Annotated in this window: 19 protein-coding genes and 1 other RNA gene; 13 read left to right on the top strand and 7 right to left on the bottom strand. The window is 61.8% G+C overall.

Annotated elements, in window-relative coordinates; translation table 11 throughout:
- Positions 1–30: 30 nt before the first annotated feature.
- Entirely contained in the window at positions 31–1,221 is a 1,191-nt protein-coding gene (locus ACZRMO_RS13900; RefSeq protein ID WP_463973224.1) for a benzoate/H(+) symporter BenE family transporter, read from the bottom strand.
- 214 nt (positions 1,222–1,435) lie between these two features.
- Here ACZRMO_RS13900 and ACZRMO_RS13895 point away from each other — a divergent pair, with 214 nt between their 5' ends.
- Positions 1,436–2,200 (top strand): GntR family transcriptional regulator, encoded by a 765-nt coding sequence (locus ACZRMO_RS13895; RefSeq protein ID WP_463973223.1) that lies wholly within the window; start codon positions 1,436–1,438, stop codon positions 2,198–2,200.
- A gap of 140 nt (positions 2,201–2,340) precedes the next feature.
- Here ACZRMO_RS13895 and guaD read toward each other — a convergent pair whose 3' ends face one another.
- The 4 genes from guaD to xdhA all read right to left on the bottom strand — a co-directional run bounded on the left by guaD (position 2,341) and on the right by xdhA (position 8,446).
- Positions 2,341–3,645, bottom strand: a complete 1,305-nt coding sequence (gene guaD, locus ACZRMO_RS13890) for a guanine deaminase (protein ID WP_463973222.1) — start codon at positions 3,643–3,645, stop codon at positions 2,341–2,343.
- Positions 3,646–3,657: 12 nt separating this feature from the next.
- The gene (xdhC, locus tag ACZRMO_RS13885; RefSeq protein WP_463973221.1) at positions 3,658–4,497 is read right to left on the bottom strand and encodes a xanthine dehydrogenase accessory protein XdhC; all 840 of its coding nucleotides are present in this window, start codon (positions 4,495–4,497) and stop codon (positions 3,658–3,660) included.
- Positions 4,498–4,617: 120 nt separating this feature from the next.
- A complete protein-coding gene (gene xdhB, locus ACZRMO_RS13880) occupies positions 4,618–7,005 on the bottom strand; it encodes a xanthine dehydrogenase molybdopterin binding subunit (protein ID WP_463973220.1) in 2,388 nt (795 codons plus the stop codon).
- Complete coding sequence (gene xdhA / locus ACZRMO_RS13875; protein WP_463973219.1) at positions 6,998–8,446, bottom strand: xanthine dehydrogenase small subunit; 1,449 nt, start codon at positions 8,444–8,446, stop codon at positions 6,998–7,000. The genes xdhB and xdhA overlap by 8 nt, the downstream gene beginning before the upstream one ends.
- Before the next feature lie 280 nt (positions 8,447–8,726).
- Between xdhA and ACZRMO_RS13870 the strand changes: the two genes are divergently transcribed.
- The 8 genes from ACZRMO_RS13870 (at position 8,727) to ACZRMO_RS13835 (ending at position 19,919) form a co-directional block, all read left to right on the top strand.
- Entirely contained in the window at positions 8,727–9,386 is a 660-nt protein-coding gene (locus ACZRMO_RS13870) for a GntR family transcriptional regulator (RefSeq protein WP_124526631.1), read from the top strand.
- Between the two features lie 2 nt (positions 9,387–9,388).
- Positions 9,389–12,877, top strand: coding sequence for a chromosome segregation protein SMC (gene smc / locus ACZRMO_RS13865; protein WP_463973218.1), 3,489 nt, complete (start codon positions 9,389–9,391; stop codon positions 12,875–12,877).
- 259 nt (positions 12,878–13,136) lie between these two features.
- Complete coding sequence (gene zipA, locus ACZRMO_RS13860; RefSeq protein WP_463973217.1) at positions 13,137–14,000, top strand: cell division protein ZipA; 864 nt, start codon at positions 13,137–13,139, stop codon at positions 13,998–14,000.
- A gap of 87 nt (positions 14,001–14,087) precedes the next feature.
- Complete coding sequence (ligA, locus tag ACZRMO_RS13855) at positions 14,088–16,445, top strand: NAD-dependent DNA ligase LigA (RefSeq protein WP_463973216.1); 2,358 nt, start codon at positions 14,088–14,090, stop codon at positions 16,443–16,445.
- Positions 16,446–16,585: 140 nt separating this feature from the next.
- Entirely contained in the window at positions 16,586–17,752 is a 1,167-nt protein-coding gene (locus ACZRMO_RS13850; RefSeq protein ID WP_124526628.1) for a zinc-binding metallopeptidase family protein, read from the top strand.
- A 193-nt stretch (positions 17,753–17,945) separates the two neighbouring features.
- An RNA gene (gene ffs, locus ACZRMO_RS13845) (signal recognition particle sRNA small type) lies at positions 17,946–18,042 on the top strand.
- 241 nt (positions 18,043–18,283) lie between these two features.
- Positions 18,284–19,330: an N-acetylmuramidase family protein gene (locus ACZRMO_RS13840; RefSeq protein ID WP_463973215.1), complete on the top strand. Its 1,047-nt coding sequence runs from the start codon at positions 18,284–18,286 to the stop codon at positions 19,328–19,330.
- Position 19,331: 1 nt separating this feature from the next.
- Entirely contained in the window at positions 19,332–19,919 is a 588-nt protein-coding gene (locus ACZRMO_RS13835) for a hypothetical protein (RefSeq protein ID WP_463973214.1), read from the top strand.
- Positions 19,920–20,042: 123 nt separating this feature from the next.
- Here the strand turns inward: ACZRMO_RS13835 and ACZRMO_RS13830 are convergent, their stop codons facing one another.
- Positions 20,043–20,906: a LysR family transcriptional regulator gene (locus tag ACZRMO_RS13830; RefSeq protein ID WP_207041733.1), complete on the bottom strand. Its 864-nt coding sequence runs from the start codon at positions 20,904–20,906 to the stop codon at positions 20,043–20,045.
- A 102-nt stretch (positions 20,907–21,008) separates the two neighbouring features.
- Between ACZRMO_RS13830 and ACZRMO_RS13825 the strand changes: the two genes are divergently transcribed.
- Entirely contained in the window at positions 21,009–21,908 is a 900-nt protein-coding gene (locus ACZRMO_RS13825; RefSeq protein ID WP_463973213.1) for a DMT family transporter, read from the top strand.
- Here ACZRMO_RS13825 and ACZRMO_RS13820 read toward each other — a convergent pair.
- A complete protein-coding gene (locus ACZRMO_RS13820) occupies positions 21,859–22,617 on the bottom strand; it encodes a substrate-binding periplasmic protein (RefSeq protein ID WP_463973212.1) in 759 nt (252 codons plus the stop codon). The two genes, ACZRMO_RS13825 and ACZRMO_RS13820, sit on opposite strands and share 50 nt — an antisense overlap.
- A 133-nt stretch (positions 22,618–22,750) precedes the next feature.
- Here ACZRMO_RS13820 and dnaX point away from each other — a divergent pair, with 133 nt between their 5' ends.
- From dnaX to ACZRMO_RS13805, 3 genes are all read left to right on the top strand, one after another.
- Complete coding sequence (gene dnaX, locus ACZRMO_RS13815) at positions 22,751–24,799, top strand: DNA polymerase III subunit gamma/tau (RefSeq protein WP_463973211.1); 2,049 nt, start codon at positions 22,751–22,753, stop codon at positions 24,797–24,799.
- Between the two features lie 43 nt (positions 24,800–24,842).
- Positions 24,843–25,181, top strand: coding sequence for a YbaB/EbfC family nucleoid-associated protein (locus ACZRMO_RS13810; RefSeq protein ID WP_003175481.1), 339 nt, complete (start codon positions 24,843–24,845; stop codon positions 25,179–25,181).
- Between the two features lie 202 nt (positions 25,182–25,383).
- Positions 25,384–26,418: an NADP-dependent oxidoreductase gene (locus ACZRMO_RS13805; RefSeq protein ID WP_463973210.1), complete on the top strand. Its 1,035-nt coding sequence runs from the start codon at positions 25,384–25,386 to the stop codon at positions 26,416–26,418.
- Positions 26,419–26,445 lie beyond the last annotated feature (27 nt).

The following is a 26,445-nucleotide window of genomic DNA, read 5'->3' as shown; positions in this document are numbered from 1 at the left end:
AAAAACGGCGACCTGAGGGTCGCCGTTTTTTTATGCCTTGCGCCAATTCAGAATCAGCAGCGTCAACACCCCCGCGACAATCCCCCAGAACGCCGACCCGATGGAAAACAGGGTCAAGCCAGACGCCGTGACCATAAAGGTGATCAGCGCCGCTTCCCGTTCCTTCGGCTCATTCATGGCGATGCTCAGGCCATTGATGATCGAGCCAAACAGCGCCAATGCCGCAATCGACAGCACCAGCTCCTTGGGCAAGGCGGCGAACAGTGCCGCCAGCGTTGCGCCAAACACCCCGGCAATCCCGTAGAACACCCCGCACCAGACCGCCGCCGTGTAGCGCTTGTTGCGGTCTTCATGGGCGTGGGGCCCGGTGCAGATCGCCGCGCTGATCGCCGCCAGGTTGATGCCGTGGGAGCCGAAGGGCGCCAGCACCAGCGAAGCCAGGCCGGTGGCGGTAATCAACGGGGAGGCAGGCACGTTGTAACCGTCGGCCCGCAGCACCGCGACGCCCGGCATGTTCTGCGAGGTCATCGCCACCACGAACAGCGGGATGCCGATGCTGATGGTTGCCGCCAGGGAAAAGTGCGGGGTGGTCCACACCGGCGTCGCCACTTCCAGGTGAAAACCACTGAAATCCAGCAGCCCCATCAACCCTGACAGCACGCTGCCGATCACCAGCGCAGCCAACACCGCATAACGCGGCGACAGGCGCTTGATGACCAGGTAGGTGAAAAACATCCCCAGCACCAGGCCGGTACGGTGTTGGGCGGCGACGAAGATCTCGCTGCCGATCTTGAACAGAATCCCCGCCAGCAAGGCCGCCGCCAATGACGCCGGGATGCGTTTGACCAGCTTTTCAAAGCTGCCGGTCAGCCCGCAAATCGTCACCAGCACCGCGCAGGTGATGTAGGCGCCGATGGCCTCGCCGTAACTCACGCCGCCCAGGCTGGTAATCAGCAGCGCGGCGCCAGGTGTGGACCAGGCAATGGTGATAGGTGTGCGGTAGCGCAGCGACAAGCCGATGCTGCACACCGCCATGCCGATGGAAATCGCCCAGATCCACGAGGAAATCTGTGCCGTGGTCAAGCCGGCGGCTTGTCCGGCCTGGAACATCAGCACCAGGGAGCTGGTGTAGCCGGTCATCATGGCGATGAAACCGGCGACGATGGCGGATGGCGATGTGTCGGCCAGCGGGCGCAGGGGCGCTTGGGCGGCGTCGGACATAGAAAGGTGTTCCTTTTACCAGAGAGGTTGCAGATTCAAGCCTAAACTCAAACGTAACCTCTCATTGCAATACAGCCGAGGCCACAAACAGCCGTACAGTGTGTTGGCGCATACGGTTGTGTACAATGTGCGCTGTTTTTAGGTGATACTTGCCAGCAACCCGTTGTTGCCGTATTACCGTTATTTCGCCGCCGTTCTCCCGACCCGAGTGCCCATGAACGAACAGTTGCAACCTCTCAAGAAACAACCGCGAGCCGGCAAGGCCGGTCGCAGCGGAACCCAGGACGATATCGTCTACGCGCATATCTTCGAGGCGATCCTCGAACAACGCCTGGCACCCGGCACCAAATTGAGCGAAGAGGCACTGGGCGAAATCTTCGGCGTCAGCCGCACCATCATTCGTCGCGCGCTGTCGCGCCTGGCCCATGAAGGCGTGGTGTTGCTGCGGCCCAATCGCGGTGCCGTGGTGGCCAGCCCGAGTGTCGAAGAGGCCCGCCAGGTCTTCATGGCGCGGCGTCTGGTGGAGCGAGCGATCACCGAGCTGGCGGTGCAGCACGCCACCGCCGAGCAACTGGCCGAGTTGCGCCAGATGGTCAACGACGAGCGCGACAGTTTTTCCCGTGGCGACCGGGGGGCGGGTATCCGTCTCTCTGGCGAGTTCCATCTCAAGTTGGCCGAAGCGGCGAAGAACGCGCCGCTGATCAGCTTCCAGCGCAGCCTGGTGTCCCAGACATCGTTGATCATCGCCCAGTACGAAAGCGGCAACCGCTCGCACTGCTCGTACGATGAACACACCCAGTTGATCGACGCGATCGAAGCGCGGGATGCGGTGCTGGCGGTGGATTTGATGATGCATCACATGGATCACATCGACAGCAAGCTCAACCTCGATGAGGAAAGCGCGTCGGATGATTTGCATGCGGTGTTTTCGCACTTGTTGCAGACCAAGAAGCCAGGGCGTTCTCCGGTCAAACTCTGATCTTCCTGACTCACCTGGGACAAAAAATGTGGGAGCGGGCTTGCTCGCGAATGCGGAGTGTCAGTCGACAGATGTGTTGACTGACACTCCGCATTCGCGAGCAAGCCCGCTCCCACATTTGATTTTCGGTGGTTTTGAAATTAGCGCTGGTGCACCAGAGTCCCCGCCGCATACGTCTGCAACACCGTCCGATCATCCCCCAGCGTCATCAGCACAAACAACGTCTCGGCAATGTCATTGGCCTGCTTCAAGCGATAGCTCAGCAGGGGCGTGGCGTTGTAGTCCAACACCAAAAAGTCCGCATCCGTGCCCGGCTGCAACGTGCCGATCTTGTCTTCCAGGCGCAGTGCCCGGGCACCGCCCAATGTGGCGAGATACAGCGACTTGAACGGGCTCAACCGCGCGCCCTGCAACTGCATGACCTTGTAGGCTTCGTTCAAGGTTTGCAGCAGCGAAAAACTGGTGCCGCCGCCCACGTCCGTGCCCAGGCCTACATTCAATTTGTGCTTTTCCGCCATCGGCAGGTTGAACAAACCACTGCCGAGGAACAGGTTCGACGTCGGGCAGAACGCCACCGCTGAACCGGTCTCCGCCAGCCGCGCGCACTCGTCGTCACACAGGTGTACGCCGTGGGCAAATACCGAGCGCTCGCCGAGCAGCTGGTAATGGTCGTACACGTCCAGGTAGCCGTTACGCTCAGGGAAAAGTTCTTTTACCCACTCGATTTCTTGCTTGTTCTCACTGATGTGGGTCTGCATGTACAGGTCCGGGTATTCCCCCAGCAGTTGCCCGGCCAGCGCCAGTTGTTCCGGCGTGCTGGTCGGCGCAAAACGGGGTGTGACGGCGTAGTGCAGGCGGCCCTTGCCGTGCCAGCGCTCGATCAGCGCCTTGCTTTCCTGGTAGCCGGATTCGGCGGTGTCCGTCAGATAGTCCGGGGCGTTGCGGTCCATCATCACCTTGCCGGCGATCATGCGCAGGTCGAGCTTTTCGGCCGCTTCAAAGAATGCGTTCACCGACTGCGGGTGCACGCTGCCGAACACCAGCGCGGTGGTGGTGCCGTTGCGTAGGAGTTCCTTGATAAAAATGTCGGCAACTTCCTCGGCGTGGGCCTTGTCGGCGAATTGGCTTTCACACGGGAAGGTGTAGGTGTTGAGCCAGTCCAGCAACTGCTCGCCGTAGGCGCCGACCATGCCGGTCTGTGGCAGGTGGATATGGGTGTCGATCAGGCCGGGGGTTATCAGGGCGTCCTGGTGATGGGTGACGTCGATGTCGGCAGGCAGGGTCGGCAGCAAATCGCTGGCATGGCCGACGGCGCTGATCTTGCCGTTTTCGATCACCAGCAGGCCGTCTTCGAAATACTCATAAGAAGCTTCGATGCCCACTTCAGCGGGGTCGGCGATGCTGTGCAGAATGGCGGCACGGTAGGCTTTGCGAGTCAAAGGCATGGTCATCTCAATTCAAAGGGCTTGGCTGCGGCGCGAAGCCGGCAGCAGTTTGGCAATGGGTTCGGCGCTGGCGGTGTGCTGGCCGAAATTGGCGTTATAGGTGGCGATGATTTCGCCGGCGATGGAGATCGCGATCTCCACCGGCAACTTGCCCTTCACCTCGCTGAGGCCCATGGGGCAGCGCATGCGTTGCAACTGTGCGGCGTCGAAGCCGCGATCACGCAGGCGGTGTTCGAACTTGACCCGTTTGGTCCTGGAGCCGATCAGGCCGAAGTAGGCGAAGTCATTGCGCTTGAGCAGGGCGGCGGTGAGTTCCAGGTCCAGCGCGTGATTGTGGGTCATGACGATGCAGTAACTGCCCACCGGCAGGTCGGCAATTTCATCGACCGGCTCTTCGCTGACGATTTTACGCACGCCGTCGGGGATATGTTCCGGAAACTCCTGCTCGCGGGAATCGATCCAGCGCACCCGGCACGGCAGGCTGGCCAGCAACGGTACCAGCGCTCGGCCGACATGGCCGGCGCCAAACACCGCGATTTGTGCCTGCACCTGGCCCATCGGTTCGAACAGCAGCACGGTCACGCCGCCGCAGCACTGGCCCAGGCTTGCGCCGAGGCTGAAGCGCTCCAGATGGGTGTTCTGCTGGCCACGTACGAGCATGTCCCGGGCGATCTGCATCGCCTTGTATTCCAAATGCCCGCCGCCGATGGTGTCGAAGGTCTGGGTGGCGCTGATGACCATCTTGGAACCGGCGTTGCGCGGGGTGGAGCCGAGTTCTTCGATGATGGTTACCAGTACGCAGGGTTCGCCGCTGGTTTGCAGGTGGGCGAGGGCGCTGATCCAATAATTCATAGTCACCTCCAATCAGATCGTTCCCACGCTCCGCGTGGGAATGCATACCGTGACGCTCTGCGTCACAAGAGCGGACGCAGAGCGCCCAAGGCGGCATTCCCACGCAGAGCGTGGGAACGATCAAGCCAGCTCAGTCTCTACCACCTTCGCAGCCGTCAACTGCCGCATCTGCTCACACCCCCACAACACCCGCTCCGGCGTCGCCGGCGCATCGATCTGCGGCTGATGCCGATAGTCACCCAAACTTGCCACCGCATCCTTGATCGCACACCACGAGGCAATCCCGAGCATAAATGGCGGCTCACCCACGGCCTTGGAATGGAACACCGTGTCTTCCGGGTTCTTGCGGTTCTCCACCAGCTTCACCCGCAGGTCCAGCGGCATGTCCGCCACCGCCGGGATCTTGTAGCTGGCCGGGCCGTTGGTCATCAGCTTGCCCTTGTTGTTCCACACCAGCTCTTCCATGGTCAGCCAGCCCATGCCCTGGATAAACCCGCCTTCCACCTGGCCGATGTCGATGGCTGGGTTCAGCGAGTCGCCCACATCGTGGAGGATATCGGTGCGCAGCATCTTGTATTCGCCGGTCAGCGTATCGACGATCACTTCGCAGCACGCCGCGCCGAAGGCGAAGTAGTAGAACGGCCGCCCGCGCGACTGGCTGCGGTCGTAGAAGATTTTTGGAGTCTTGTAGAACCCGGTGCTCGACAGTGACACCTGGGCGAAATACGCCTGCTGGATCAGCGCCTCAAACGTCAGGATCTGCTCACGCACGCGCACATGACCGTTGTGGAATTGCACATCCGCTTCGCTCACGTCGTACTTGCGCGCGGCGAATTCCACCAGGCGCTGCTTGATGATTTCGGCGGCGTTCTGCGCGGCCTTGCCGTTCAGATCCGCACCGCTGGAGGCAGCGGTTGGCGAGGTGTTGGGCACCTTGTCGGTGTTGGTGGCGGTGATCTGTACGCGGTCGATTTCCACCTGGAACACTTCGGCCACCACCTGCGCGACCTTGGTGTTCAAGCCTTGGCCCATCTCGGTGCCGCCGTGGTTCAGGTGGATGCTGCCGTCGGTGTAGATGTGGATCAGCGCACCTGCCTGGTTGAGGAAACTGGCGGTAAACGAAATACCGAATTTCACCGGGGTCAGCGCCAGGCCTTTTTTCAGGATCGGGCTGTGGGCGTTGTACAGGCGGATCGCTTCGCGGCGTTCAGCGTACTGGCTGCTGGCCTCAAGCTCGGCGGTCATCTCTTCGAGCAGGTTGTGCTCGACGGTCTGGTAGTAGTGGGTGACGTTGCGCTCGGTCTTGCCGTAGTAGTTGACCTTGCGCACTGCCAGCGGGTCGAGCGCCAGATGGCGGGCGATGGCGTCCATCACTTCCTCGATGGCGACCATGCCTTGCGGGCCGCCGAAGCCGCGATAGGCCGTGTTGGACGCGGTGTTGGTCTTGCAGCGATGGCCATTGACCGTGGCATCGCCCAGGTAATACGAGTTGTCGGAGTGGAACATCGCGCGGTCGACAATCGAGTTGGACAAGTCCGGCGAGCAACCGCAGTTGCCGGCCAGGTCGAGGTTGATCCCGTGCAGGCGGCCGCTGTCGTCAAAACCCACGTCGTATTCGATGTAGAAGGGGTGACGCTTGCCGGTCATCAGCATGTCTTCGACACGCGGCAGGCGCATCTTGGTCGGCTGCCCGGTGAGGCGCGCCACCACCGCACACAGGCACGCGGGGCTGGCGGCCTGGGTTTCCTTGCCGCCGAAACCACCGCCCATGCGGCGCATATCGACGACGATTTTATTCATCGACACGTCCAGCACTTCGGCCACCAGTTTCTGCACTTCGGTGGGGTTTTGCGTAGAGCAGTAGACGATCATGCCGCCGTCTTCGGTGGGCATCACCGAGGAGATCTGGGTCTCCAGGTAGAAGTGTTCCTGGCCGCCGATGTGCAGGGTGCCCTGGATGCGGTTTTTCGCCGCCGCCAGTGCGCTGGCCGAATCGCCGCGTTGGTGGGTGTGGCTGTCGAGCACGAAGTGTTTCTTGCGGAAGGCCTCGACCACGTCCAGCACCGGTTCCAGGTCTTCGTATTCAATCACCGCCGCCATCGCCGCCTTGCGTGCGGTTTCCAGGTCTCGCGCGGCGACGGCGAGCACGACCTGGCCGACGAACTGCACTGTGTCGATGGCCAGCAACGGATCGCCGGGCATCAGCGGGCCGATGTCTTTCAGGCCGGGCACGTCCTCGTGGGTGATCGCGATACGCACGCCTTCAAACGCGTAGCACGGCGCAGTGTCGATGCTGATGATGCGGGCGTGGGCGCGGTCGGACATGCGCGCATATAGGTGCAGCTGGTTAGGGAATTCCAGGCGGTCATCGATGTACTGCGCTTCACCGCTGACATGCTTGGCGGCGCTGTCATGCTTGACGCTGCGGCCGACACCGGAGGTGAGGTCCTGGGCGAACAACTCGGCGAGTTCGGCCTGGGTTTTAACGACGGCGTGATGGTTAGACATAAGCGGTCACCCGAGTCTCGATGTGCGGTGTTTGCAGTTCGATGAAGTATTTGCGCAGCAGGTTCTGCGCGCTGAGCAGGCGATATTCCTTGCTGGCGCGGAAGTCCGACAGTGGGGTGAAGTCCTCGGCCAGGGCGGCGCAGGCTTTCTCCACGGTGGCACTGTTCCAGGTAGCACCGACCAGCACGGCTTCGCAGCTTTTCGCGCGTTTCGGCGTGGCGGCCATACCGCCGAAGGCGACGCGGGCTTCGCGGATCACGCCGTTGTCGATCTTCAGGTTGAACGCGGCACAGACGGCGGAAATATCATCGTCCAGGCGCTTGGACACCTTGTAGGCGCGGAACAGTGCGTGGCCCTTCGGCACGATGATTTTCTCGATGAACTCGCTGTCCTGGCGCGCGGTGACGCGGTAGTCGATGAAGTAATCTTCGAGCGCCAAGGTGCGCCGGGTGTTGCCCTTGCACAGCACGATCTGCGCACCAAGGGCGATCAGCAGGGGCGGCGAGTCACCAATCGGCGAGGCGTTACCGATATTGCCGCCGAGGGTGCCCTGGTTGCGGATCTGCAAGGAGGCGAAGCGGTGCAGCAGCTCGCCGAAGTCCGGGTATTCGTGGTGCAGCGCGGTGTAGCAATCGGAGAGGGCGGTGGCCGCGCCGATTTCCAGACGGTCGTCGAAGTCGTCGATGCGCTTCATCTCTTCGATGTTGCCGACGTAGATCATCACCGGCAGCGTGCGGTGGAACTGGGTGACTTCCAGTGCCAGGTCGGTGCCGCCGGCCAACAGGCGTGCCTGTGGATAGGAGTCATAGAGATCGGCCAGGTCGGCGACGGTGAGCGGCACCAGGCAGCGTTTGTCGCCGCTGTTGAGTTCGCCGGTCTGCGTCGGCGCGATGGCTTTGAGGCGCGCGATGGTTTCGGCTTGGCGGCTGTCGAACTGATCCTGCGGCTTGTTGCAGCAGGCCTGTTCGGCGGCGGCGAGGATCGGCCGATAACCGGTGCAACGGCACAGGTTGCCGGCCAGGGCTTCGTGGGCTTTTTGGCTGTCGGGGGCGTCGCTGTTCTTTTGCAGGGCGAACAACGACATCACGAAACCGGGGGTGCAAAAGCCGCATTGCGAACCGTGGCACTCGACCATCGCCTGTTGCACGCTGTGCAGTTGGCCTTGGTGCTTGAGGTCTTCGACGCTGATCAGTTGTTTGCCGTGCAGGGACGAGACAAAGGTCAGGCACGAGTTGAGGCTGCGGTAACGAATCTGCTCCGCGCCTTGCGCATCGGTGTGCAGCTCGCCGACCACCACGGTGCACGCACCGCAGTCGCCACTGGCGCAGCCTTCCTTGGTACCGGATTTGCCCAGGTGCTCACGCAGGTAGTTGAGCACGGTGAGATTGGGGTCCAGGGCGTGCTCGCTACGGAGTTCCTGGTTAAGTAAAAACTGGATCACGGAAGGCCTCGCAGACTCATTATTGTTGTTAACCGCTTTGCGCCGAATCTAGACATCTCTGACTTTTCGGTCAATGGTTTTCTGACCGGAAGGTCAAGAAATTGCGATCACAACACTTTCAATTATGGTCCAGTCTTCTGGAACCGGCGTTTTCAGGGGCTTTTGAGTTTTCAGCTGTGCTTATTCCGTGCCAAATTCGCCACGGTGGGCGTAGCGCCATCAGCGGGCCAATGCGCTACACTGCCGCGCTTGTATCGATAGAAGATTTTGAAGGTAAAACATGACGTTCAAGGCGCCGGACAGTCTCGCCGAGCAAATCGCTCACCACCTCGCCGAACGCATCATTCGCGGCGAACTCAAGCCTGGGGAGCGGATCCAGGAGCAAAAGGTCACGCTGGCACTCAATGTCAGCCGTGGTTCCGTGCGCGAAGCCTTGCTGATCCTCGAACGCCGCCACCTGATCGCGATCCTGCCGCGCCGTGGCGCCCACGTTACCGAACTCACCGCACACAAGGTGCAGAGCCTGTGCACGCTGATGGGCGAGTTGTACATCCTGCTCGGCAACGCGGTCGCCCAAGGCTGGCAGACCCAGGCCGACATGGCGCCGTTCGTGCAGATCCAGCAGCGCCTGGTGACTAATTTCGAGCGCCAGGACATCCGTGCCTTCGTCGAAGAAAGCTTCAACGTGATGCGCGCCGCGTACCCGTTCGCCAACAACCCGTACTTGCAGGAAACCGTCGAAAACCTGCAACCGGCGATGAACCGCGCCTATTACCTGGCCCTGGATCAGCGCAAGGCGTCCATGAGCGAATACCTGGTGTTGTTCGAGCAATTGCTCGCCGCCGTCCTCGCCCGTGACCTGCCACAGATTCGCCAGGTGCTGTCGGCCTACGGCGAACGCAGCTGCTCGCTGGTCATCGCTGCGTTGGCGGACGCCTAAGCGTGCGGCTCAAGTGCATCAAACTGGCGGGGTTCAAATCCTTCGTCGACCCGACCACGGTGAACTTCCCCAGTAATATGGCGGCGGTGGTCGGGCCCAATGGTTGCGGCAAGTCGAACATCATCGACGCCGTCCGTTGGGTGATGGGCGAGAGCTCGGCGAAAAACCTGCGCGGCGAGTCGATGACCGACGTCATCTTCAACGGCTCCACCAGCCGTAAACCGGTGAGCCAGGCCAGCATCGAACTGGTGTTCGACAACTCCGACGGCACCTTGATTGGCGAGTACGCGGCCTACGCCGAAATTTCCATTCGCCGCAAAGTGACCCGCGACAGCCAGAACAGTTATTTCCTCAACGGCACCAAGTGTCGCCGTCGGGACATCACCGATATTTTCCTCGGCACCGGCCTGGGCCCACGCAGCTATTCGATCATCGAGCAGGGCATGATCTCCAAGCTGATCGAAGCCAAGCCCGAAGACCTGCGCAACTTTATCGAAGAAGCGGCCGGCATCTCCAAGTACAAGGAACGCCGCCGCGAGACTGAAAACCGCATCCGCCGCACCCACGAAAACCTCGCCCGCCTCACCGACCTGCGCGAAGAGCTGGAGCGCCAGTTGGAGCGCCTGCACCGCCAGGCCCAGGCGGCCGAGAAGTATCAGGAATACAAGGGCGAAGAGCGCCAACTCAAGGCGCAACTGTCGGCCCTGCGCTGGCAGGCGCTGAACGAGCAGGTCGGCCAGCGCGAGGCGATCATCGGCACCCAGGAAATCAGCTTTGAAGCGCTGGTGGCCGAACAGCGCAATGCCGATGCCAGCATCGAACGCCTGCGTGATGGGCACCATGATTTGTCCGAACGCTTCAATCTGGTGCAGGGCCGCTTCTATTCCGTGGGCGGCGATATCGCCCGCGTCGAGCAGAGCATCCAGCACGGCCAGCAGCGTCTGCGCCAGTTGCAGGACGATCTCAAGGAAGCCGAACGTGCGCGCCTGGAGACCGAATCTCACCTGGGTCACGACCGCACGTTGCTGCTGACCCTCGGCGAAGAGCTGGACATGCTCACCCCCGAGCAGGAAGTCACCAGCGCCGCCGCCGAAGAAGCCGCCGCCGCCCTGGAAGAATCCGAAAGCACCATGCACGGCTGGCAGGAGCAGTGGGACACGTTCAACCTGCAATCCGCCGAGCCGCGCCGCCAGGCTGAGGTGCAGCAGTCGCGCATCCAGCAACTGGAAACCAGCATGGAGCGTTTGGCCGAGCGCCAGCGCCGCTTGCAGGAAGAGCGCGTGTTGCTCGCCGCCGACCCGGAAGACGCGGCGATCATGGAGCTGAGCGAGCAACTGGCCGAAAGCGAAATGACGCTTGAGGAGCTGGAAGCCAGCGAAGAACAACAAGTGGAGCGCCTGGAGCAATTGCGTCAGCAACTGCAACAGGCGACCCAGGCGCAGCAGCAGGCCCAGGGCGATTTGCAGCGGCTTAACGGTCGGCTGGCGTCCCTTGAGGCGTTGCAACAAGCGGCGTTGGACCCCGGCACCGGCACCGCCGAATGGCTGCGCGACCAGCACCTGGCCGAGCGCCCGCGCCTGGCGGAAGGTTTGAAAGTCGAAGCGGGTTGGGAGCTGGCGGTGGAAACCGTGCTCGGCGCCGACCTGCAAGCCGTATTGGTGGACGATTTTGGCGGCTTCGACCTGGCCGGTTTCGCCCAGGGCGACCTGCGTTTGCTCAGCCCTGCTGCCGATGGCAAGCGCGTGCCGGGCAGTTTGCTGGACAAGGTTGAGGCGGCGATTGATCTGTCGCCGTGGCTGGGCCAGGTCAAGCCGGTTGAGTCACTTGAGCAAGCATTGGCCCAGCGCGGCCAACTGGCGGCCGGCGAAAGCCTGATCAGCCGCGACGGCTATTGGGTTGGCCGGTACTTCCTGCGGGTGCGCCGCGCCAGTGAAGCGGAAAGCGGCGTATTGGCCCGCGGCCAGGAAATCGTCAACCTGATCGCCGAACGCGAAGAACGCGAAGCCACCCTCGAAAGCCTGGAAACCCAACTGCAAACCTTGCGCGCCACCCAGCGCCAGCAAGAGACCGGCCGCGAACACCTGCGCCGCCTGTTGCAGGACGAAGCGCGCCAGCAAGGTGAACTCAAGGCCCAGCTCTCCGCGAGCAAGGCCAAGGCCGAACAGCTGACCCTGCGCCGCACCCGCCTCGACGAAGAAGTCGCCGAGATGGGCGAGCAGCGCGCCCTGGAGCACGAACAGATCGGAGAAGCGCGCCTGCACTTGCAGGAAGCCCTCGACAGCATGGCCCTCGACACCGAGCAGCGCGAACTGCTGCTGGCCCAGCGCGACAGCCTGCGCGAACGCCTCGACCGCGTGCGCCAGGAAGCTCGTCAGCACAAGGATCACGCTCACCAGTTGGCGGTACGTCTGGGCTCGCTCAAGGCCCAGCACGCGTCCACCGCCCAGGCCCTTGAGCGCCTGGAGATGCAGTCCGAACGCCTCACCGAAAAACGCGAGCAACTGAGCCTCAACCTGGAAGAGGGCGAAGCGCCGCTGGAAGAGTTGCGGCTCAAGCTCGAAGAGTTGCTCGACAAGCGCATGACCGTCGACGAAGAACTCAAGACCGCGCAAATCGCCCTGGAAGACGCCGACCGCGAACTGCGCGACGCCGAGAAACGCCGGACCCAGGCCGAGCAGCAATCCCAGTTGATCCGTGGCCAACTCGAACAACAGCGCATGGAATGGCAAGCCCTGACCGTGCGCCGCAAGACCCTGCAAGACCAATTGCTCGAAGACGGCTATGACTTGCACGGCGTGCTCAACACGTTGACCACCCAGGCCAACGAGAAAGACGCCGAAGAAGAACTTGAGCGGATTGCCGCGCGTATCCAGCGCCTTGGCGCGATCAACCTCGCGGCCATCGACGAATACCAGCAACAATCCGAGCGTAAACGTTATCTGGACGCGCAGGACGCCGACCTGGTCGAAGCCCTCGATACGTTGGAAAACGTGATCCGCAAGATCGACAAGGAAACCCGCAACCGCTTCAAAGATACCTTTGATCAGATTAATAGCGGTTTACAGGCGTTATTCCCGAAAGTTTTCGGCGGTGGCAGCGCTTACTTGGAACTGACGGGCGAAGATCTACTCGATACAGGGGTAACGATCATGGCGCGGCCTCCGGGCAAGAAGAACAGCACCATCCATTTGTTGTCCGGCGGCGAAAAAGCCCTGACCGCATTGGCCCTGGTATTTGCCATCTTCAAGTTGAACCCGGCGCCGTTCTGCATGCTCGATGAAGTTGACGCGCCGCTGGATGACGCTAACGTTGGACGCTATGCACGACTGGTCAAAGAGATGTCCCAGACCGTGCAGTTCATCTATATCACCCACAACAAGATCGCCATGGAAATGGCTGATCAGTTGATGGGCGTGACGATGCACGAACCGGGTTGTTCGCGTTTGGTGGCGGTGGATGTGGAAGAAGCAATGGCGATGGTGGAATCCTGACCCAGGCTTCGAAAGAGAATTTTCAGCAGGATGTAAGGTGTTTTACCGGTCTGGCAAAGATGGCCTAACGACATAATTGTTCAAGGCATTTTGACAGACGGTGTAAAGTTATCTTTGGTCGTGCTAGTTTAATGTCAATTTTTCGTGTGCGTGGGCAAAACGTCAGTCAGAACATAGAGTTGGCGCCACGTTTTAAAGCGGTTTGCACGGTGCTAAACCCCTTATTTTTCAGCATTTTTTATTAGAGGCACGGGATTACATGGAAATCGGTCTGCGCGAGTGGCTGATCGTCATCGGCATTATTGTCATTGCCGGTATTCTTTTTGATGGCTGGCGCCGGATGCGCGGCGGCAAGGGCAAGCTTAAATTCCGCCTGGACCGCAACCTGTCCAACCTGCCAGACGACGACGGCGCTGCCGAGCTGCTGGGGCCGCCCCGTGTGCTGGATACCCATAAGGAACCGCAACTGGACGAGCACGACCTGCCGTCGATGAGCGCGCCGCTGCGTGAGGCTCGCGAGCCTTCGTCCAAGCGTGGCAAGCGTACCAGTGCCGCCGTGGCCGAGCCGCATCAGGGCGACCTGAACCTCGACGTCGATGACGGCCCGAGCTTCAGCAGCCGCGACGATGACTTCCCGGATGAAAACGTCGGCAAGACCGCGCCGCGCCAATCGGTCAACGATCAGCCGGCCGCTGAAGAAGTGCTGGTGATCAGCGTGATCTGCCGCGACGCCGCCGGCTTCAAAGGCCCGGCGCTGTTGCAGAACATCCTCGAAAGCGGCCTGCGTTTTGGCGAGATGGATATCTTCCACCGTCACGAAAGCATGGCCGGCAACGGCGAAGTGCTGTTCTCCATGGCCAACGCGGTCAAGCCGGGTACGTTTGACCTGGACGACATCGACCTGTTCAGCACCCCGGCTGTGAGCTTCTTCCTCGGCCTGCCAGGCCCGCGTCACCCGAAACAAGCGTTCGACGTGATGGTGGCCGCAGCGCGCAAGCTGTCCCAGGAACTGAACGGCGAGCTGAAGGACGATCAACGCAGCGTCCTTACCGCTCAGACCATCGAACATTACCGTCAGCGCATCGTCGAGTTCGAGCGTCGCGCCCTGACACAGAAACGCTGAGGCCTGAGCTTAAGCGTTGTCTGTAGAATCCGTGCACTAACATATTGAGCAGCTTCGGCTGCTCTTTTGCTTTATGAGAGAACACCCATGACCGCCGCCCACACCCGCATTCTCGAACTGCGCGCTGAACTGGATCAGCACAACTACCGTTACCACGTCCTCGACGAGCCGAGCATCCCGGACGCCGAGTACGACCGGTTGTTTCACGAGCTCAAGGCCCTGGAGGCCGAGCACCCGGAGCTGGTCACGCGGGATTCGCCGACACAGCGGGTCGGCAGTGCGGCGTTGTCGGCGTTCACCCAGGTCAAGCATGAGGTACCCATGCTCAGCCTCGGCAACGCGTTTGATGAAACCACCATGCTCGAGTTTGATCGCCGGGTCACCGAAGGCCTCGACCTGCCGGCCGGTGATCTGTTCGGCGCTGGTGCGGTGGTGGAATACAGCTGCGAACCCAAGCTGGACGGCCTGGCGGTCAGCCTGCTGTATCAGGACGGCGAACTGGTGCGCGGCGCCACCCGTGGCGATGGCACCACCGGCGAAGACATCAGCGTCAATGTGCGCACCGTGCGCAATATCCCGCTGAAACTGCACGGCAGCGGCTGGCCGTCGACCCTCGAAGTGCGCGGCGAAGTGTTCATGTCCAAGGCCGGTTTCGAGCGGCTCAACGCCTCGCAGCTGGAAGTCGGCGGCAAGACCTTCGCCAACCCGCGCAACGCCGCTGCTGGCAGCCTGCGCCAGCTGGATTCGAAGATCACCGCCAGCCGTCCGCTGGAGTTTTGCTGCTATGGCGTGACCACTGACATCAGCGACACCCATATCGGCAACCTGCAACAGTTGCAGCAGTGGGGCATGCCCATCAGCCACGAGCTGAAGCTGGCCAAGGGTATTCAGGATTGCCTGGACTACTACCGCGACATCGGCGAGCGCCGCAACAGCCTGCCGTACGAGATCGACGGCGTGGTGTTCAAGGTCAACAGCATTGCCTACCAGCGCGAGCTGGGCTTCCGCGCCCGCGAGCCGCGCTGGGCCATCGCGCATAAATTCCCGGCCCTGGAAGAACTGACCGAACTACTCGACGTGGAATTCCAGGTCGGCCGCACGGGCGCCGTCACCCCGGTGGCGCGCTTGAAGCCGGTCAAGGTCGCGGGCGTCACCGTGTCCAATGCCACCTTGCACAACATGGATGAAGTGGCGCGCCTGGGTGTGATGATCGGCGACACCGTGATCATCCGTCGCGCCGGGGACGTGATCCCGCAAGTCGTCTCCGTGGTGCTCGAACGCCGCCCGGAAGACGCCCGCGCAGTACCGATTCCTGAAAGCTGCCCGGTGTGCGGTTCCCATGTGGAACGCACCCAACTGGTCAAGCGCAGCAAGGGCAAGGAAACCGTCAGCGAAGGCGCGGTGTACCGCTGCGTCGGGCGCCTGGCGTGCGGCGCGCAGCTCAAGCAGGCGATCATCCATTTCGTCTCGCGCCGCGCCATGGACATCGATGGCCTGGGCGACAAGACCATCGAGCAACTGGTGGACGAAAAGCTCATCGGCTCGCCGGCCGATCTCTACAAGCTCAAGTACGAGCAGATCATCGACCTGGAAGGCTTTGCCGATATCTCCAGCAAGAAGCTGATCGCGGCCATCGAAAACAGCAAGACGCCGACCCTGGCGCGCTTTATCTATGCGCTGGGCATCCCCGACGTGGGCGAGGAGACGGCCAAGGTGCTGGCGCGTTCCCTGGCGTCCCTGGAGCGCGTGCAGAAGGCTTTGCCGGAAGTGCTGACGTACTTGCCGGACGTGGGCCTGGAAGTGGCGCACGAGATCCACAGCTTCTTTGAAGACAGCCATAACCAGGAGGTCATCGGCGCGTTGCTGGCGCCGGACGAGTGCGGCCTGCAATTGCAGGATCAGGGCGATCTCAGCGCCGAGTTCGCCGCCAGCACCACCTTGGGCGGCTTGCTCGACAAGTTGCACGTGCCGAGCGTTGGCCCGGGTGCGGCGCAGAAACTCGCGGACAAGTTCGGTAGCCTCGAAGGCGTGATCAAGGCTGACTGGCTGGACATGCGTCAAGCACTGCCCGAGAAGCAGGCCAAGGCCGTGCGTGAGTTTTTCGATAATGCGGATAACGCCAACCGCGCCCTGGCCATCGAGCAGCAGCTCAAGGACTTCGGCATGCATTGGGAGAGCGAGAAGAAGGTCGTCGAAGGCTTACCCGAAGCCGGTCACACCTGGGTGCTCACAGGCTCCCTGGAGCTGATGAGCCGCGACGTGGCCAAGGACAAGCTGGAAAGCCTCGGCGCCAAGGTGGCGGGCTCCGTCTCGGCGAAAACCCATTGCGTGGTGGCCGGCCCGGGCGCCGGTTCAAAGCTGGCCAAGGCCAGCGAACTGGGCCTCAAGGTTCTCGACGAAGAAGCCTTCGTCGCCTTCCTGGCCAAGCACAACATCACCGTCTGATGATGATCGTTCCCACGCTCCGCGTGGGAATGCAGCCCAAGGCGTGACGCTGAGCGTCACAAGAGACGTTCCCACGCAGAGCGTGGGAACGATCTTACGCGGCAAATGATCTAGTCTCAGTCACCCAGGGAGAGATCGCCATGTTCCGCTACTTCGAGCAGCTCAGTTCACGCATCGCCGCCCCCTTCGTGGCCGGGCCCTCTCGCGACGGCAAGGTGTGGCAATGCCGCTGCGGCCAATCCCTGTTTTTTCGCAACAGCCAATGCCTGGCCTGCCAGGCGCTGCTGGGCTACCAACCGCAACAAAGCCGGCTCGCCTCCCTGCAACCCGGCCCCGTGGAAGGCACCTGGCTGCAAGACGGCAATCTCGACGCCGGCGCCTTCCGCCGCTGCGCCAACCTCGACACCCCGGCCGCCTGCAACTGGCTGATCCCCGCCCATAGCACCGCGCCACTGTGCGTGGCGTGCAGCCTCAACCGCACCATCCCCGACCTGTCTGTGGCGGAAAACCCCGAACGCTGGCGCAAAGTGGAGATCGCCAAGCGCCGCCTGGTGGCCCAGCTCATCAGCCTCGGCTTGCAAGTGGTGCCCAAGAGCGTCGACGAAGACACCGGCCTGGCCTTCGACTTTGTCGGTATCGACTTGGAGGGCAATGCGCCCATGACTGGCCATGCCAACGGCCTGATCACCCTCGACATCAAGGAAGCCGACGATGCCCACCGTGAGAAAGTTCGCGTACAGATGCGTGAGCCTTACCGCACCTTGCTCGGGCATTTTCGCCATGAAGTGGGTCATTACTACTGGGATCGCCTGATCGCCAATACCCACTGGCTTGAACCGTTTCGCCGCCTGTTCGGCGACGAACGTGCCAGCTACGCCGATGCCCTGGACCAGCATTACCAGAACGGCCCGCGTCCCGATTGGCAACAGACCTGCGTCAGCGCCTACGCCACCATGCACCCCTGGGAAGACTGGGCCGAAACCTGGGCCCATTACCTGCACATGATGGATGCCGTCGATACGGCGTTGGGCTTTGGCATGAGCGCCCGCGAGATGGACCTGGATTACCAGCCGTTCCCCCTCAGCACCCTCTACGACCCAGAACACCCGGGCGGGGTGGCGTTCCTGTCATTCGTCAACGCCTGGATCGAACTGGCCGGCATGCTCAACGAGCTGTCGCGCAGCATGGGCCAGCCGGATTTCTATCCCTTTGTGCTGCCACCGGCGGTGATTGCCAAGTTGCACTTCATCCATCTGGTGATCCAGGAGGAGGGCGGAAGGGCGGATGAGGTCCTACAGGCCCAGTGAAATGGCTTTTCTGTGGGAGCTGGCTTGCCTGCGATAGCATCACCTAGGTCCAACTGACCGACCGCGTCGCCTGCATCGCGGGCAAGTGCTTGAACCGCCAGATGTTTTTATTCCAGCACCAACGGTTGTAACTTCCGATGAGATCGGTACAATGGCCCCGCTTGCCGATAGGCAGGCGTCGTTATGGTGACCCCATCGGTCCCCCCGCAACGATTACCCGTGAACCTGGTCAGAGCCGGAAGGCAGCAGCCACAGCGGGAACATTGTGTGCCGGGGTGTGGCTGGTGGGGTTGCCTCCATAACGCTCTCCCTTGCAGTACCTCTTCTGCGTCAAATCAAAAAATCTTTTATCTGATCACCTGCCCAGCTTATTGCGCAGCGATGACGGCTGTTTCACAACTTTAAATTCCCCCACTTTACAAGCCAAAACCACCTTGTTAGTTTGCGCCGGCCGCTTGTTTCAGAATGTAACAAGTGCACGGAATTGATATTGAAGTGCTATCACTTCTTTAACTAACAAGGATGTCTGTGATGAAAAGCCTGCAAGGGTTGCCCCGTCTTATCAGTGCGTCGGTGGGCGCTCCCGGTAAAGCCCGCAACTTGACCGCCGATGTGCAGTGCATCCAGTATTTATTCAACCTGATCATTCCCAAGCTGGGTTTTCCGCTGGCCGAGAACGGCAAGTGCGACGGCCAATTGGTGCAGTGCATCAGTCAGTACCAGTTCCGCCATCTCAAATATGCCCACCCCGATGGGGTGATCGATCCGACGGGTCGCACCTTCAACAGCCTGATCGAAGAAGCGGTGAAAGTGCCGGTGAAGGCGTTCCCGGCGATGCGTATCCCGAGCTTTCTCAATGTGTTCGGCAATAACCAGGGCGATGCGGTGCAGGCTACGGTCAATGTGTACCTGGACCGCATGCGCGCCATGGTCGAGGCCGAGCGACGCAACCGCCAGTTGGTGCTCCAGGCCACGTGCGACGGGGGCATGACCCTGACTGAAACCGACTTCCAGAACGCCGCCAAGCAGTTGGGCAACGGCATCTCGGTAAACATCATCAAGGCTTTCGCCACGGTTGAGTCGGGCGGGCGCTCGGGGTTCGGGCCGGCGAAGTTGCCGGTGATCGCCTTTGAAGGGCACCTGTTTCGCAAGTACACCAAACACATCTACGACCAGGCACACCCGCTGCTGTCGTATCCCTATGTGCGAAAAGCCGGGCCGCAGTGGCAGGTCAACAACAAGGATCAGGTCAAGGCCTGGGAGACCATGGCCACCGCCTTTGCGTTGGATCAGGAAGCAGCGTTGATGTCGGCGTCATGGGGCATGTTTCAGGTCATGGGTTTCAACTTTGCGGCGTGCGGTTACAAGACCGTGTTTGAGTTTGTCGCGGCATTAAAGATAAATGCCGGCAGCCAACTAAGGGCGTTCCTGAGTTTTTGCAGTCAGAGCCCGACACTGATGAAGGCCATGAAAGACAAGGATTACGTGGCCATGGCGCGTAACTATAACGGCAAGGACTACGGTAACTATGACGTGCTTATCGAAAAAGCCTACAACGCGCTTGAAGGGAAAAAATAAGATGATCCGTTTTCTGGCGATGGGTGTGTTGTCGTTGTGTGCCGTGGCCCCGGCATTTGCGGGTGCGCCTGCGCTGCACTCGGGCATGTATGAAGGGCTGATGCTGGCGGTAACGCCTGAGCATCAGGTGGAAGGTTTTTACGCGGAAGAATTGGGTGAGGGCGTCAGCAGATGCGCGTTCTACCTACAAGGCAACGCGAATGTAGTGACCACCTGGCTCGTCGATGCCTACCCTGGCAGCGTGACACCGTCCGCCGATGGCGTGACCTTGACCGTGGAGCAGGGCCGCCAGCATCCCGGCTGCATGAATGTGTTGATGCCAGAGATTGCCACGGGGTTGGACCTGACCCAGACCGCGAATAAACAGTGGATTGGCCTGGTGACGGTGGCCGTCGATAAGGTTTACCTGCTGAAAACCCCGGGGGCCAAGGCGGCCAAACGCCCGTATATCATCAAGGATGATGTGGTGGGCGTGCTGGCCTTCAAGGATGGCTGGGCGCAGGTTGAGTTCATCAATGCGCAGAATCGTTCGTTTATTGGCTGGATCAGCGAGGGTCAGTACGCGCGTCTGGCTCCTGCGAAAAGCTGATCTGAACAACAACACACTTAAAAATGTGGGAGCGGGCTTGCTCGCGAATGCGTAGTGTCAGTCAATGAATCTGGTACTGATACACCGCATTCGCGAGCAAGCCCGCTCCCACATGGGTATGTGTCAGCCAAAGGTTTCGCGCAGCAGCCCGGCGAACGCATCCCTGGCCAAGTGTCGCTGGGTGTCCGTGTGCCAAAACAGCAGATTGTCCACCGCCTGCAACTCCTCAAAACGGTACGACGCCAGCTGATTGGCCTGCTCATACCGAGCCAAAATGCCCTCCGGCGCCAAGGCCACGCCAATCCCCGCGCTGACACAACCAATGATCGTGCCCCAACTGGCATAACTGGCGATACTCGGCTTGAAGGCTTGAGGCTTGACCCAGTTCTCCAGCGCCGCGCGATAGGGGCAGCCCGGTGGCCACACCAGCAGCGTGCGCCCGGCCAGGTCTTCGGCGCTGTGGATCGGCGCGCTGGACGCACTGGCGATCAGTACCAGGCGTTCGCTGTAGACCACGCTGTGTTCGAGCTTGGCGCGCTTGCCGCCGCTGGCCACCAGGGCCACGTCCAGGCGATGGTGTTGCAGGTCGTCGAGCAGTTGGCTCCAGGCGCCGGTCACCAACTCCAGGCTGACGTCCGGGTAACGCCGGTGATACTCCGCCAGCAGCGGCGGCAAGCGCCCGCTGGCGCTGGACTCCACCGCACCGATGCGCAAGGTGCCGCGGGGTATGGCATTGGCGTCCACGGCGCGTTTGGATTCGTCCACCAGTGCGAGGATGCGTTCGCAGTACTCCAGGAAGATCTCGCCGGCGGCACTGATCGCCAGCCCGCGCCCGGCACGGATAAACAGCGGTGTGCCCAACTCGTTTTCCAGTTGCTTGATGCGCGTGGTGATGTTGGACGGCACACAGTGCAATTGCACGGCGGCCTGGGCCACGCTGCCGGTTTGCGCCACGGCTCGCACCATCTTCAGTTGGGCCAGTTCCATTGCTCAGTTCCAGTGATTGCAGAAGTCAGAAACGGTTAATTGTCCTGCGGGTGACCGGGGCCAAGACTGACGGCATTCCTTCTCTGTCTCTGGATGCCTTCGATGAATTCCCCGTCACCCGTGAAGCTTACGCTAGTGGTTGCCAGCGTCATCCTCTGTTGGGCCTATTCGCCAATTGGCGTGCACATGGGGCTGCACAGCTACAGCCCCGGGCAATTGGCCTTGCTGCGGTTTCTGATTGCGTCGCTGTTCATGGGCGGCGTGGCGTTGGCGATGGGCATCGGCCGGCCGCGCCTGCGGGATCTGCCGTGGTTGCTGGTGCTGGGTTTTTTCGGCGTGTTCCTGCACCACACCAGCCTCAACTATGGGCAGCAATTCGTTACGGCGGCGGCGTCCAGCGTGTTGGCGCAGTCGGCGCCGCTGTTTAGCGTGTTGATCGCGTTTTTCGCTTTGAAGGAGCGGGTCAGTGGCTGGCGCTGGGGGTGTGTGCTGCTCGGCTTGCTGGGTGTGCTGGTGGTGATCTGGGGTGATCAGGGGGTAGGTGACATCGACCCGCGTGGCTCGTTGATCCTGCTGGCGGCGCTGTCGTGGAGTGTGTATTTCGCCATCCAGAAGCACTATGCCCATCGCTACAGCCCGCTGACGATGGCGTGCTACATGGTGTGGGCGGGCACCTTGATGCTGTGCATCAACCTGCCAGGCCTGCCCGCCGCCGTGGCGCAGGCGCCGTTGGCGGAGAACCTGGCAGTGCTGGTGCTGGGGATTTTCCCCAGTGCCTTGGCATACTTGGCGTGGGCCTATGTATTGAAGCATGTCGAGGTCAGCCGCGCGTCGGTGGCGATGTACCTGATCCCGCCGGTGGCCATGCTGATGGCCGCGACGCTGCTTGGCGAGCAGATTGCCGCGCAAGTGGTGCTGGGTGGGGGGATCGTGCTGGCCAGCGTGGCGGCGATCAGTCTGGAGGGGCGCCGGGTGCGCGTTCCCCGGTGTACAGCTGGATGATGTCGTCGATCTCGCCGGACATTTTCATCCGCAACAAGGTGCGCAGGATGCGTTGCACCGGCACATTCGGGTCATTGCGCACGGTGCAGCCCAGGCTTTGCTCCTCGATTATCGCGACTTTATGCAGGCGCCGGCCGGGTGCCAGGCGTTGGTTGAAACGGTCGAGTATCCATTCATTGGTGACCGCGTACTTGAAGCGACCGGCCACCAGTTTGTGCAGCACCTGCTCTTCACTGCGGGCGTCGTCACGGATGAGCTGGCCGCTGGCGAACAAGGGGTCGAGGGTGGTGTAGCGGTAGTTGAGTACCGTGCCGATCAACTGCGGTGCCAGCTTGTCCATCTGCACGGTCTGTGCGGGCACGTGGGTGCTGACCAGCAGGTTGCGCTGCACAAACAGCGGCACGCTCCAGGTGTAGTCGCCGGACATATCATCGACCCACGCCTGGGCGACATAACAGCGCACATCGATATCGCCGTGTTCCATGGCCGCGGCGATGCGCGCCCGGGCCAGCACGTGGAAGTGCGTCGGGCGCCCGACCTGGGTGGCGAGGCTGGACATCAAGTCATACAAAATACCCTGGGTCGGCCGTCCGTCCTCCAGTTGCACCATGGGCATCGCCCAACTGTCGGAAACCGAGAAGCGCAGCGGTGCAGGCGCCGCCAGGCTAGCCGTGGCAATCATCCATAAAGCGCCCAGGACTACGCGCATATGCTCTCCGGGTTCAGGCCTTTTCGGGGCCAATGCGATGAGCTTAGTCAGATTAGGCGAGCGTGCCGGATGCAATTTCCCCCTTGCTCCGCTAGCATTACCGGCTTCCGCTTCCCAGTTGCGACGGTTTTCGATGAGTTATCAGGTTCTTGCACGTAAATGGCGTCCGCGCTCGTTCCGCGAAATGGTCGGCCAGACCCATGTGCTCAAGGCTCTGATCAATGCCTTGGACAGCCAGCGGCTGCACCACGCCTACCTGTTCACCGGCACACGCGGGGTGGGCAAGACCACCATCGCGCGCATCATCGCCAAATGCCTGAATTGTGAAACCGGTATCACTTCGACGCCCTGCGGCACCTGCTCGGTGTGCCGGGAAATCGACGAAGGGCGCTTTGTCGACCTGATCGAGATCGACGCCGCGAGCCGCACCAAGGTCGAAGACACCCGCGAGCTGCTGGACAACGTGCAGTACGCGCCCAGCCGCGGCCGCTTCAAGGTCTACCTGATCGACGAAGTGCACATGCTGTCCAGCCACTCCTTCAACGCCCTGTTGAAAACCCTGGAAGAGCCGCCGCCCTACGTCAAATTCATCCTGGCCACCACCGACCCGCAGAAACTTCCTGCAACGATTCTGTCGCGGTGCCTGCAGTTCTCCCTGAAGAACATGACCCCCGAGCGGGTGGTCGAGCACTTGACCCACGTGCTCGGTGTCGAGAACGTGCCGTTCGAAGACGACGCGCTGTGGCTGCTCGGCCGCGCCGCCGATGGTTCGATGCGTGACGCCATGAGCCTCACCGACCAGGCCATCGCCTTTGGTGAAGGCAAGGTCATGGCCGCCGATGTGCGCGCCATGCTCGGCACCCTCGACCACGGCCAGGTGTTCGACGTACTGCACGCGCTGATCGAAGGCGACGCCAAGGCGTTGCTCGAAGCCGTTCGCCACCTGTCGGAGCAGGGCCCGGACTGGAACGGCGTGCTCTCGGAAATCCTCAACGTGCTGCACCGCGTCGCCATCGCCCAGGCCTTGCCTGAAGGCGTCGATAACGGCCACGGTGACCGTGACCGCGTGCTGGCCCTGGCCCAGGCGCTGCCGGCCGAAGATGTGCAGTTCTACTACCAGATGGGCCTGATCGGTCGTCGCGACCTGCCCCTGGCGCCGGATCCGCGCGGTGGTTTCGAAATGGTCCTGCTGCGCATGCTGGCGTTCCGGCCCGCCGACTCGGCCGATGCGCCGAGACAGCCGCTAAAGCCAGTGGGGATCAGCCAGGCCACAGTTGATTCCGCCAAACCAGTGGCTGGCGCGGCGGTTGTCGCGCCAGTGGTTGCTGCACCTGTACCGGCGCCCGAGCCGGTGGTGGTTGCGCCTGTGGTTGTGCCGGAACCGGTTGTCGAATCCGAGCCCGAGCCGGTCGTTGACCTGCCGTGGAACGACCCGGTGGCAGCCGAGGCCGAGCCCGAAGCCGAGCAACAGCCCGCCGTGGAGCCCGTGCTGGAAACCACCGGCGAGCAGCCCGAGCTGACGCCAATGCCCACGCCGACCCCGGACAGCGTGGTGCCCGACGCCCCTGAGTGGGTGTCTGCGCCCGTGCCCGAGCCGACCGTCGCCCAGGTTGAAGCGGCCGTGCCGGGTATCGACGACGACGAACCGCCGCTGGACGAAGACTACATCGAGCCGGACATGGATTCGGCCTACAGCTACCTGGACGACCTGGCCAGCGAACATACCGCCGAGCCGGCCCCCGAGCCCGAGGCGGAACCCGCTGCGGCACCGGCCACCGGCCTGGCCCTGCAATGGCTGGAGCTGTTCCCGAAACTGCCGATCTCCGGCATGACCGGCAGCATCGCCGCCAACTGCACACTGATCGCCATTGATGGCGACCACTGGCTGCTGCACCTGGACCCGGCCCACAGCGCCCTGTTCAATGCCACCCAGCAACGTCGCCTGAATGACGCACTGAACCAGTACCATGAGCGCACGCTGACCGTCGCCATCGAGTTGATCAAGCCTGAGCAGGAAACCCCGGCCCAGGCCGCGACCCGCCGGCGCATCAACCGCCAGCGCGAAGCCGAGGACTCGATCCACGCTGATCCGCTCATCCAGCAAATGATGCAACAGTTCGGTGCGGTCGTCCGTCACGATACTATTGAACCTGTCGAAGCCCCGGTGCCCCAGGCGTCCTGATACCGGGCTACTCACTTGATCCACGTACTTTGAGGTAATTCCCATGATGAAAGGTGGCATGGCCGGCCTGATGAAGCAGGCGCAGCAGATGCAGGAAAAAATGGCCAAGATGCAGGAAGAACTGGCCAACGCCGAAGTCACCGGTAAAGCCGGTGGCGATATGGTCAGCGTGGTGATGACCGGTCGTCACGACATCAAGCGCGTCAGCATCGACCCAAGCGTATTGCCAGGTGTTGGCGAAGACGACCTGGAAATGCTCGAAGCGCTGTTCGCCGCGGCCGTCAACGACGCCGTGCGCAAGATCGAAGCCAACAGCCAGGAAAAAATGGGCGGCGTGACCGCTGGCATGCAACTGCCGCCAGGCATGAAGCTGCCGTTCTGATCGGTGCGCGTTAGCTAGACTCGAATGCCAGGCCATGTGCCTGGCATTTTTTTGCGCGCGCCACGTCCCATGTGGGAGCTGGCTGATCGTTCCCACGCTCTGCGTGGTAACGCCGCCGCGGACGCTCCGCGTCCAATCTGAACCCCGGCACCCCAAGCATGGTCTGCACCCTATACCGATGGATTCGCGAAAGGAGCCCCAGATGCCTCAACAACCGACTTTGAACCAGCGCATTGTCCTGGTCTCACGCCCACAGGGCGCACCCACCCCGGAAAACTTCCGCCTGGAGCGTGTGAATCTTCCGGAGTTGGCAGACGGCCAAGTCCTGCTGAAGACCTTGTACCTGTCGCTCGACCCCTACATGCGCGGACGCATGAGTGACGCGCCGTCCTACGCTGCTCCGGTGGAAATCGACGAGGTGATGACCGGCGGTGCTGTCAGCCGTATCGAGCAGTCGCGCAATCCGAAATTCGAAGTGGGTGATCTGGTGGTCGGTGCCACCGGCTGGCAAAGCCATAGCATTTCCGACGGGTACAACCTGATCCCTGTGCCCAAGGGCCTCGCCAGCCCCTCCATGGCCCTGGGTGTACTCGGCATGCCGGGCATGACCGCCTACATGGGCCTGATGGACATCGGCCAACCCAAGGCCGGCGAAACCCTGGTGGTGGCGGCGGCGTCCGGTGCGGTGGGCTCGGTGGTGGGGCAAGTGGCCAAGCTCAAGGGCTTGCGTGTGGTGGGTATCGCCGGCGGTGCGGACAAGTGCCGCTATGTAGTGGACGAGTTGGGCTTTGATGCCTGCATCGATCATAAGAGCGCAGACTTCGCCGATGAACTGGCCCAGGCCTGCTTCAAGGGCGTGGATATCTATTTCGAAAACGTCGGTGGCAAGGTGTTCGACGCGGTGCTGCCGTTGCTCAACCCCAAGGCGCGCATCCCGTTGTGCGGGTTGATCGCCGGCTACAACGCCCATCAGCCGCCGAGCGGCCCCGATCGGCTGCCCGCATTGCAACGCACGTTGCTGACCAAGCGTGTGCGCATCCAGGGTTTTATCGTGTTCGACGACTACGGCGACCGCCAGCCCGAGTTCATCAGCGCCATGGTGCCGTGGGTGCGCGAGGGCAAGGTGAAATTCCGCGAAGACGTGGTGGACGGCCTGGAGCAGGCGCCCGAAGCCTTTATCGGTTTGCTCGAAGGGCGCAACTTCGGCAAGTTGGTGGTGCGCGTCGCGCAGGATTGAGCATTTGACGCTAATCCGGGGCGCGGG

The organism is Pseudomonas sp. B611 (genome assembly GCF_055407965.1).
This window is presented reverse-complemented; position numbering and strand designations above follow the sequence as displayed.